The organism is Flavonifractor sp. An112 (assembly GCF_002161085.1).
In the GTDB taxonomy this organism is placed as follows: Bacteria; Bacillota; Clostridia; order Oscillospirales; family Oscillospiraceae; genus Flavonifractor; species Flavonifractor avicola.
On the sequence record NZ_NFLU01000038.1, the window covers coordinates 1 to 1131 of the forward strand.

General features: G+C 51.0%; 2 tRNA genes and 2 rRNA genes. All 4 read left to right on the plus strand.

What is annotated here, in order from left to right:
- Window positions 1-104 (plus strand): 16S ribosomal RNA (locus tag B5E56_RS14280); the annotation flags it as partial.
- Between the two features lie 196 nt (window positions 105-300).
- Window positions 301-377: transfer RNA gene (locus B5E56_RS14285), tRNA-Ile, on the plus strand.
- 13 nt (window positions 378-390) lie between these two features.
- Window positions 391-466: transfer RNA gene (locus B5E56_RS14290), tRNA-Ala, on the plus strand.
- A gap of 278 nt (window positions 467-744) precedes the next feature.
- Window positions 745-1131 (plus strand): 23S ribosomal RNA (locus B5E56_RS14780); the annotation flags it as partial.

Genomic DNA, 1131 nt, shown 5'->3' on the forward strand with positions numbered 1-1131 from the left:
GTAGCCTAACCGCAAGGGGGGCGCGGCCGAAGGTGGGTTCGATAATTGGGGTGAAGTCGTAACAAGGTAGCCGTATCGGAAGGTGCGGCTGGATCACCTCCTTTCTAAGGAGACTTCAAGCAACCGAGAGTTGTTTGTAACGTCCTACGGTCAGCTTTCTGGAGCGAATGAGCTTTCACGTTGTTTAATTTAGAGGGTACACGCGTTAAGAAGATATGCCGGCGGCATATTTTTAGCGTGTACCGCGGCGGCTATGCCGACGCGGGCCAGGTAGGCAAGAAGTGAATGGCACCTATTTACGGGCCCATAGCTCAGCTGGCTAGAGCGCACGACTGATAATCGTGAGGTCGGTGGTTCGAGTCCACTTGGGCCCACCACTTCTCTCTCGATGGGGGTATAGCTCAGCTGGGAGAGCACCTGCTTTGCAAGCAGGGGGTCGTCGGTTCGAGCCCGACTATCTCCACCAATTCAATATTAGATTGAAATATCTGAAGGTCAGGTATTTCAATCTGGTCTTGAAAAAGACTGGAAGTCAGCACCTTGAAAACTGAACAATGCAGATTGAAAGTATGAAGAGCAAGCAACAGAGGGCAATAACAGCAATGTTGTGGAACTTAAAGATAGAATGGCGAAAGCCGTTCTGGTGAATGGGTAAAACAATGTAGCCAATTGCAAAACTTCTGTGAGGCCTGCATAATTCATGATCGAATAGAGAACAGCTCAGAAATGAGACTGTTCTACTAAGGTCAAGCTATAAAGAGCGCAAGGGGAATGCCTTGGCATCAGGAGCCGATGAAGGACGTGACAAGCTGCGATAAGCTGCGGTGAGCTGCACATAAGCTTTGACCCGCAGATTTCCGAATGGGGAAACCCGGCAGAGCAATACTCTGTCAGCCTGCGTTGAATCAAATAGGCGTAGGTGGGGAACCGCCTGAACTGAAACATCTAAGTAGGGCGAGGAAGAGAAATCAACAGAGATTCCGCAAGTAGTGGCGAGCGAACGCGGAAGAGGGCAAACCGAAGGATTTATCCTTCGGGGTTGTGGACCGACACAACGGCAGGATAGGTTAGCCGAACGGTATGGGAAGGCCGGCCATAGCGGGTGAGAGCCCCGTAGGCGAAAACCGAATC